The organism is Longimicrobium sp. (assembly GCF_036280135.1).
Lineage (GTDB): Bacteria > Gemmatimonadota > Gemmatimonadetes > Longimicrobiales > Longimicrobiaceae > Longimicrobium.
Genome location: NZ_DASURI010000728.1, coordinates 1 through 6,885 on the forward strand (window position 1 = coordinate 1; position 6,885 = coordinate 6,885).

The 6,885-nt window shown below is 67.7% G+C and carries 9 protein-coding genes; 6 read left to right on the forward strand and 3 right to left on the reverse strand.

All coding sequences use genetic code 11. The features are described 5' to 3' along the window. The 4 genes from VFZ20_RS23475 to VFZ20_RS23490 form a co-directional block, all read left to right on the forward strand. A partial coding sequence (locus VFZ20_RS23475; RefSeq protein ID WP_329686393.1) for an alpha/beta hydrolase family protein occupies window positions 1-666 on the forward strand: 666 nt, incomplete at its 5' end. A 246-nt stretch (window positions 667-912) separates the two neighbouring features. Further along, on the forward strand, window positions 913-2,604 hold the full coding sequence (gene ettA, locus VFZ20_RS23480; protein ID WP_329686394.1) for an energy-dependent translational throttle protein EttA: 1,692 nt from the start codon (window positions 913-915) through the stop codon (window positions 2,602-2,604). Between the two features lie 158 nt (window positions 2,605-2,762). Next, window positions 2,763-4,052, forward strand: coding sequence for an AAA family ATPase (locus tag VFZ20_RS23485; RefSeq protein WP_329686395.1), 1,290 nt, complete (start codon window positions 2,763-2,765; stop codon window positions 4,050-4,052). Further along, window positions 4,049-4,855: a hypothetical protein gene (locus tag VFZ20_RS23490; RefSeq protein ID WP_329686396.1), complete on the forward strand. Its 807-nt coding sequence runs from the start codon at window positions 4,049-4,051 to the stop codon at window positions 4,853-4,855. Before VFZ20_RS23485 ends, VFZ20_RS23490 begins: the two co-directional genes overlap by 4 nt. Before the next feature lie 74 nt (window positions 4,856-4,929). On the opposite strand, the gene VFZ20_RS23495 is transcribed toward VFZ20_RS23490, so the two are convergent. After that, window positions 4,930-5,295, reverse strand: a complete 366-nt coding sequence (locus VFZ20_RS23495; RefSeq protein ID WP_329686397.1) for a VOC family protein — start codon at window positions 5,293-5,295, stop codon at window positions 4,930-4,932. Window positions 5,296-5,430: 135 nt separating this feature from the next. Between VFZ20_RS23495 and VFZ20_RS23500 the strand changes: the two genes are divergently transcribed. Further along, window positions 5,431-5,751 carry a hypothetical protein gene (locus tag VFZ20_RS23500; RefSeq protein WP_329686398.1) on the forward strand — a complete coding sequence of 107 codons (321 nt, stop codon included), beginning with the start codon at window positions 5,431-5,433 and terminating at the stop codon, window positions 5,749-5,751. A gap of 126 nt (window positions 5,752-5,877) precedes the next feature. Continuing rightward, window positions 5,878-6,057: a hypothetical protein gene (locus VFZ20_RS23505; protein ID WP_329686399.1), complete on the forward strand. Its 180-nt coding sequence runs from the start codon at window positions 5,878-5,880 to the stop codon at window positions 6,055-6,057. Window positions 6,058-6,223: 166 nt separating this feature from the next. Here the strand turns inward: VFZ20_RS23505 and trxA are convergent, their stop codons facing one another. Next, entirely contained in the window at window positions 6,224-6,550 is a 327-nt protein-coding gene (gene trxA, locus VFZ20_RS23510) for a thioredoxin (RefSeq protein ID WP_329686400.1), read from the reverse strand. Window positions 6,551-6,582: 32 nt separating this feature from the next. Beyond that, window positions 6,583-6,885: MerR family DNA-binding protein (locus VFZ20_RS23515; RefSeq protein ID WP_329686401.1), on the reverse strand; the 303-nt coding region annotated here is incomplete at its 5' end.

Below are 6,885 nucleotides of genomic sequence, written 5' to 3' on the forward strand. Positions count from 1 at the left end.
GACCGCGGCGTGGGCGGCTCCGGCGGCGCCACGCCCACCGTGACGACGGCGGACTTCGCGGACGACATCCGCGCCGCCGTCTCGTGGCTGCGCGCGCGCCCGGACGTGGACCCCGCGCGCGTCGCCCTGGCGGGCCACAGCGAGGGCGGCATCATCGCGCCCATGGTGGCCGCGGACGACGCGCGGATCGCGGCCGTGGTGCTGCTGGCCGGCCCCTCGTGGAGCGGCCGCCGCATCAGCGACATGCAACTGCGCGACGCGCTGGCGGCGCAGGGCCGGACGGGCGCGGCGCTGGATTCCGCCTTGGCCGCCGCCACCGCGCAGCGCGACGCCGCGGCGGCGGGGACGCCGTGGGTGCGCTGGTTCCTGGACCACGATCCACTCCCCGTGGCGCGTCGGGTGCGTGCGCCCGTGCTGGTGCTGCAGGGCGCGACGGACCGGCAGGTGACGGCGGAGCAGGCCCAGGAGCTGGCATCCGCCATCCGTGACGGCGGCAACGCGGACGTGACGGTGCGTGTGTTCCCCGCCGTCAATCACCTCTTCCTGGCGGACCCGGACGGCACGGCGGACCCCGCGCGCTACGCCGCCCTCCCCGACAAGCGCGTCCCCGCGAGCGTCCTCGGCGCGCTGGCCGACTGGCTGGCCGACAAGCTCCACGCACGGTAAAGAAGAAAAGACGTCTCACGCAGAGGGAGCAGAGGCAGCAGAGTACTTCGTCGCGTGATGAAGTACTCTGCTGCCTCTGCTCCCTCTGCGTGAAATGCTGTTGCCGTTCTCCGCATTCGCTGGAACGCTGCCGGGAGGCGACACCTCCCGCCGCTGGCACCCGGGTGCTATCTTCCCGCCCGCAAACGACCTGCGGCGGGGCGCGGCGGCCCCGGACGGACAATCGCACCCGATCCCGATCCCACGATGAGCAATACAGATACGTCGCGCTTCATCTACGTGATGAAAGAGCTGCGGAAGGTGGTTCCGCCCAACCGCGAGATCCTCAAGGGGATCTGGCTCTCCTTCTATCCCGGCGCCAAGATCGGCGTGGTGGGCAGCAACGGCAGCGGCAAGAGCTCCCTGCTGCGCATCATGGCCGGCGTGGACAAGGACTTCAACGGCGAGGCCTGGGCCGCCGAGGGCACCCGCGTGGGCTATCTGCCGCAGGAGCCCCAGCTGGACAACTCGCTGGACGTGCGCGGCAACGTGGAAGAGGCCGTCCGCGCCCAGCGCGACCTGCTGCGCCGCTTCGACGAGGTGAACGCCGCCTTTGGCGACGTGAGCGACGACGACGAGATGAACAAGCTCCTGGAAGAGCAGGCCAAGATCCAGGACGCCATCGACGCCGCCAACCTGTGGGAGCTGGACCGCAAGATCGAGATCGCCATGGAGGCCCTGCGCCTGCCCCCCGGCGACGCCCCCGTGGAGAACCTCTCCGGTGGTGAAAAGCGCCGCGTGGCCCTGTGCAAGGTGCTGCTCGAAGAGCCCGACATGCTGCTGCTGGACGAGCCCACCAACCACCTGGACGCCGAGTCCGTGGCGTGGCTGGAGCACCACCTGGCGGAGTTCAAGGGCACCATCGTGGCCATCACCCACGACCGCTACTTCCTGGACAACGTGGCCGAGTGGATCCTGGAGCTGGACCGCGGCGAGGGAATCCCCTGGAAGGGCAACTACACGAGCTGGCTGGAGCAAAAGCAGGAGCGCCTGCGCAAGGAAGAAAAGCAGGCCAGCGCCCGCACCCGCACGCTGGAGCGCGAGCTGGACTGGGTGCGCATGGCGCCCCGCGCCCGCCAGGCCAAGAGCAAGGCCCGGCTTGACGCGTACGAGCAGATGCTGGGCGAGGACCCGCGCGAAAAGCTCAACCGCGCCGAGATCGTCATCCCCAACGGCCCGCGCCTGGGCGACGACGTGGTGATCGCCGACAAGCTGCAGAAGGGCTTTGGCGACCGGCTGCTCATCGACAACCTGGACTTTCGCCTGCCGCGCGGCGGCATCGTGGGCGTGGTGGGGCCCAACGGCGCCGGCAAGACCACGCTGTTCCGCATGATCACCGGGCAGGAGACGCCCGACGGCGGCGCGCTCAAGGTGGGGCAGACGGTGGAGCTGGCGTACGTGGACCAGAGCCGCGACACGCTGGACGGCGAAAAGACGGTGTACCAGGAGATCAGCGGCGGGCAGGACAACATCAAGCTGGGCCGCGGCGAGGTGAACGCGCGGGCGTACTGCTCGTGGTTCGGCTTCAAGGGCAGCGACCAGCAAAAGCTGGTCAAGGTGCTTTCGGGCGGCGAGCGCAACCGGGTGCACTTGGCCAAGACGCTGCAAAAGGGCGGCAACCTCATCCTGCTGGACGAGCCCAGCAACGACCTGGACGTGGACACGCTCCGCGCCCTGGAGGACGCGCTGCTGGAGTTCGCGGGGTGCGCCGTGGTCATCAGCCACGACCGCTGGTTCCTGGACCGCGTCGCCACGCACATCCTTGCCTTCGAGGGCGAGAGCGAGGTGGTGTGGTACGAGGGCAACTACCGCGAGTACGAGGCCGACAAGAAGCGCCGCCTGGGCGCCGCCGCCGACATCCCGCACCGCATCAAGTACAAGAAGCTCGTGCGGGCGTAAGATCGGCCCGCCCCCGATGTCCGCGCGGGCCGCACGGGGAACCCTCCCGGGCGGCCCGGAGCAGATACCCGCGCGAGTTGTTCGATCTCCGCGTGTAAGACACATTACGTGCAGGGTCTCCAACGGGAGGCCGTTTCCCATGGCAGGCGTGGCGATCCATGTACATCCGCGGTGTCAACATTCAGAATGTGCGCTCGCTCGTCTCGTGTGTCTGGAAGATCGACGCCGGCGAGGAGCCTGGCTGGCACGTGATCATCGGGGACAACGGCTCGGGAAAATCGTCTTTTCTGCGTAGTATCGCACTTGCTCTGGTGGGCCCGGTCGAGGCGGAGGCATTGCGCCAAGACTGGAACGCATGGCTCACCCGCGGGAGCAGCACAGGCCAGATCGAGGTGCGGGTCCACGGAAACCCCGTGTGGGACCTTGGCAACGGCCCGGGAGACAGCCAGCCCGGTGAAGCGGCCATCGCCTCCGTCGTGTTCCAGCGTCAATCGTCCGTGATGCTCGATCTTGGCCTCAACAGAGGGCGCACGACCGGTCCGCCGTCGCCAGGGCGTGGATGGTTTTCGGCGGGCTATGGTCCGTTTCGCCGCTTTTCAGGGGGATATAAGGATGCCGATCACATCTTTCAGTCCAGGCCGCGGCTTGCCGCGCACCTCTCGCTCTTTGGTGAGGACGTGGCGCTCTCGGAGAGCCTCGCCTGGCTGCAGAAGCTGCAATTCAGCAAGCTGGAGCAGCACGGGTCGGGAACACCGCTGGTCGACCTCATCACCCGGTTCGTCAACCAGCCGGGATTCCTGCCGCACGGCACACGTCTGGATGAGGTTTCCTCCGCGGGCGTATGGTTTTGCGATGGCAACGGCACCCGCGTGGCGGTGCAGGAGCTGAGCGACGGCTATCGGTCCATCCTCAGCATGACGTTCGAGCTCCTTCGGCAGCTTACCCTGGCCTATCCGCCGGAACGGCTGTTCGAGTCAGGCAACGCGGCGCGGGTCGAGGTTCCCGGAGTGGTTCTGGTAGACGAAGTCGATGCCCACCTGCATCCTACGTGGCAGCGGCGGGTTGGACAGTGGTTCCACGAGCGATTCCCCCGGCTGCAGTTCATCGTGAGCACCCACAGCCCGCTGATTTGCCAGGCAGCCGTGCAGGGGAGCATCTGGCGTCTGCCAGCCCCGGGCGCCGAGGCGACGCTGGAGCGCGTGCGGGGATTGGACCTGGATCGATTGCTTTACGGCAACGTTCTGGACGCATACGGCACCGACCTGTTCGGCGAGGACGTCAGCCGCTCCGATGTCTCCCGGAAGCTGCTGTCTGAACTGGCCCTGCTGAATCGCAAGGAGCGTCTAGGCACGCTTACCGACGAGGAGCGGGCGAGGCAACTGCACCTGCGAGCGATTCTTCCCACGGCCGCCGACAAGCTGCCGGAGGCACAGCGCGTACCGGCATGATCCGCTTGCCCGACGTGGCGCTTCCATCTGATCGTCTGCGGGAGCTGGATGCGCTGCAGGCGGAAATCGACGCGCTGGCCACGTACCCGGAACGGGTCACAGCGGCCAAGGCCCGGTTCGGGCAGCGAAATACGGCCCGTGATCCATTGTTTGGCGTGGTGCGCGAGACGCTGGAACGCATGTGCCACGGGCCCCGTCGCTGCGGATACTGCGAAGACTCGGCGGCCGACGAGGTGGAGCATGTCCGCCCCAAGGACCTGTACCCCGAGTTGGCGTTCGCCTGGGAGAACTACCTGTACGCCTGCGGGCCCTGCAACGGCCCCAAGAACAATCGGTTCGCCGTGTTCTCTCACACAACGGGCGCCCTCGTGGACGTTACACGCCGGCGGGGAGCGCCGGTGCGGGAGCCCGAAGCCGGAGACCCCGTTCTGATCCATCCACGTCAGGAAGACCCGCTCCAGTGGATGGAGCTGGACTTGGTCGACACCTTCTACTTCATCCCGATCGGCGCGCCGGGATCTCGTGACCATCAGCGTGCCGAGTACACCATCGAGGTGCTGAGGCTCAACAAGCGCGAGTTTTTGGCAGAGGCGCGACGCGCGGCCTTCGGCAACTACTTTCGCTTGGCTGCCGACTACGTTCGCGCCCGCGACGCGGGGGATCCGCAGGCATTCGCGGACGCGGACAGGAGCCTGCGGGGTCTTACGCATCGTACGGTCTGGAAAGAGATGCAGCGGCAGCACAGCCTTCCAAGGCTGCACGATCTTTTCAAGCGTGCGCCAGAACTCTTTCGCCTCGGCTGATCGCCTGTTGCGAACGGGTGAGTTGCAGGACACCACGAGGCGGCTCCGCGCGGAGCCGCCTCTTGCATAGACACCTACTTGCTGCTGAGGACGAAGACGTTGCCGTCGGGGTCGGCGAAGATGGCGCTGGTGCCCCACGGCTCGGGCTTCGGCGGCTGGCGGAACTCCACGCCGCGCGCGGACAGCTCCTCGTACGTCTTCTGCACGTTGTCCGTCACGAACGCCATGTTCATCACCACGCCCACGCGGTGGTCCGGCATCATGGGCTTCATGATCACCACGCCCGTCTCGGCGCCGGGAATGCGCAGCTCGATCCAGCGCGCATCCGGCCCCATCGGCTGATCGGTGACGACGCTGAAGCCGAGCTTCTGCGTGTAAAAGGCGAGCGCGGCGTCCTGATCGGTGACGAACACGCTGACGAACTTGACGGCCTTGATCATGGTCGGGCTTTCGGGTGCGGGGTGGATTCGGATGCGCGCTCCTGCGGGCACAACGAAAGCGCATAAGCCCTGGCGCCACAAGGCGAGAATCCGCTACTATGGCAACCGTTGCCATAGACCCGACGGGAGCGGCCGATGCGGACGATGGAGCTGGACGCGTACGTGGTGGACACACTGATGCCGGACCTGGTGGGGCACGACCACCAGCCGTCGGCGTTCCTGGTGTACCTGTTCCTGTGGGGGCAGACGCGGGGCCGGGGCGTGGACGAAGCCGCCGTGAGCCTGCGCCAGATCGCGGAAGGCACCGGCATCTCGCGCCGCGCCGCCCAGGACGCCATCGCGCGGCTGGCGGACCGCCGGCTGATCGGCGTGGAGCGGGCGAGCATCACGGCCGTGCCGCGCTACCGCGTGCATCGCCCGTGGGCGCGGTGGATGGAGCCGGCGCCGTCGGCATGAGGGGAGGAGCGGGAGTGAGGCCGTGGGCGAGCAGCAGAGAGGGTACTTTCTTTTCACGACCAAACAAGTAGATTGCCGCCAGGTCCGGGCTTGCCGGACGAACCTCTCATCCCAAAGGAGTGCGGCATGATCAAGCTGAACGTGGACGAGCTCGAGATCACCACCTTCGCGGTTGCGCCCGAGCAGGACGCGGCCGCGCTGGCACCGAGCCCCGTCAGCGGGCTGTGGACGGGCATCTGCTGCCCCATCCAGCCCGATCCGATCACGGTCAACGGCTGCGAGACGGGCCCCGCCGGCTACTGCTGATCAGCCAGATTTGCTTCGAAATGGCCAGGAACGGCGGAGGGACAGAGTCGCGCAAAGGCGATTCTGTCCCTCTGGCGTTCGGTATCCGAGCTTGCTCCATGGCCACGCCGGCGCTGGAATCACGTCGGGCGACTTGAACGGTGCGCGCCCGAGGGAGACTCGCGGCTTACGCGAGCTGCGCGATGGCGCTCTCGATGTGGGCGCGGGGCACGGCGCCGATGATCTGCCCCACGGGCTGGCCGTCCTTGAAGAACAGCAGCGTGGGCATGCTGCGGATGTTGAACCGCGCGGCCGTGCGCTGGTTCTCGTCCACGTCCACCTTGGCGACCTTGACCTCGCCCGCGCGTTCGGCCGCGATCTGCTCCAGGATGGGCGAGATGATGCGGCACGGCCCGCACCACGTGGCCCAGAAGTCCACCACGGTCAGCCCCTTCGTCTGCTCCACCTCGGCGGCGAAGGTGGCGTCGGTCACGGTAACGGTCGCACCAGCCATGGTCTCGTCTCGCTGATCAGGGGTTGGCGCGCTCACGCCGGCACGGCCGCGGGGGCCGGCTCGAGGATGGCGATGCGCTCCTGGATGCGCTGGCGCAGCTGCAGCAGGGTGCTCACCTGCTGGTTTACGCGGGCCAGCTTGTCTCGGTACAGCGTGACGGTCTGCGTGCGGCAGCCCGCGTCGCCGCCCGCGCCCACCAGGCACGGCGACAGCGACGCGATCTCGTCGATGGTGAACCCCACGTCCAGCAGGTCGCGGATGGCCATTACCCGCTCCACCGCCGACGCGTCGAACTCGCGGTAGCCGTTGGGCTTGCGGATGGCGTGCAGCAGGCC

Bases quoted from the DNA above. Each gene is read 5' to 3' on its own strand.
- VFZ20_RS23485 (WP_329686395.1), top strand. From the start codon at position 2,763: ATGTACATCCGCGGTGTCAACATTCAGAATGTGCGCTCGCTCGTCTCG.
- VFZ20_RS23490 (WP_329686396.1), top strand. From the start codon at position 4,049: ATGATCCGCTTGCCCGACGTGGCGCTTCCATCTGATCGTCTGCGGGAG.
- ettA (WP_329686394.1), top strand. From the start codon at position 913: ATGAGCAATACAGATACGTCGCGCTTCATCTACGTGATGAAAGAGCTG.
- VFZ20_RS23505 (WP_329686399.1), top strand. From the start codon at position 5,878: ATGATCAAGCTGAACGTGGACGAGCTCGAGATCACCACCTTCGCGGTT.
- trxA (WP_329686400.1), bottom strand. From the start codon at position 6,550: ATGGCTGGTGCGACCGTTACCGTGACCGACGCCACCTTCGCCGCCGAG.
- VFZ20_RS23495 (WP_329686397.1), bottom strand. From the start codon at position 5,295: ATGATCAAGGCCGTCAAGTTCGTCAGCGTGTTCGTCACCGATCAGGAC.
- VFZ20_RS23500 (WP_329686398.1), top strand. From the start codon at position 5,431: ATGCGGACGATGGAGCTGGACGCGTACGTGGTGGACACACTGATGCCG.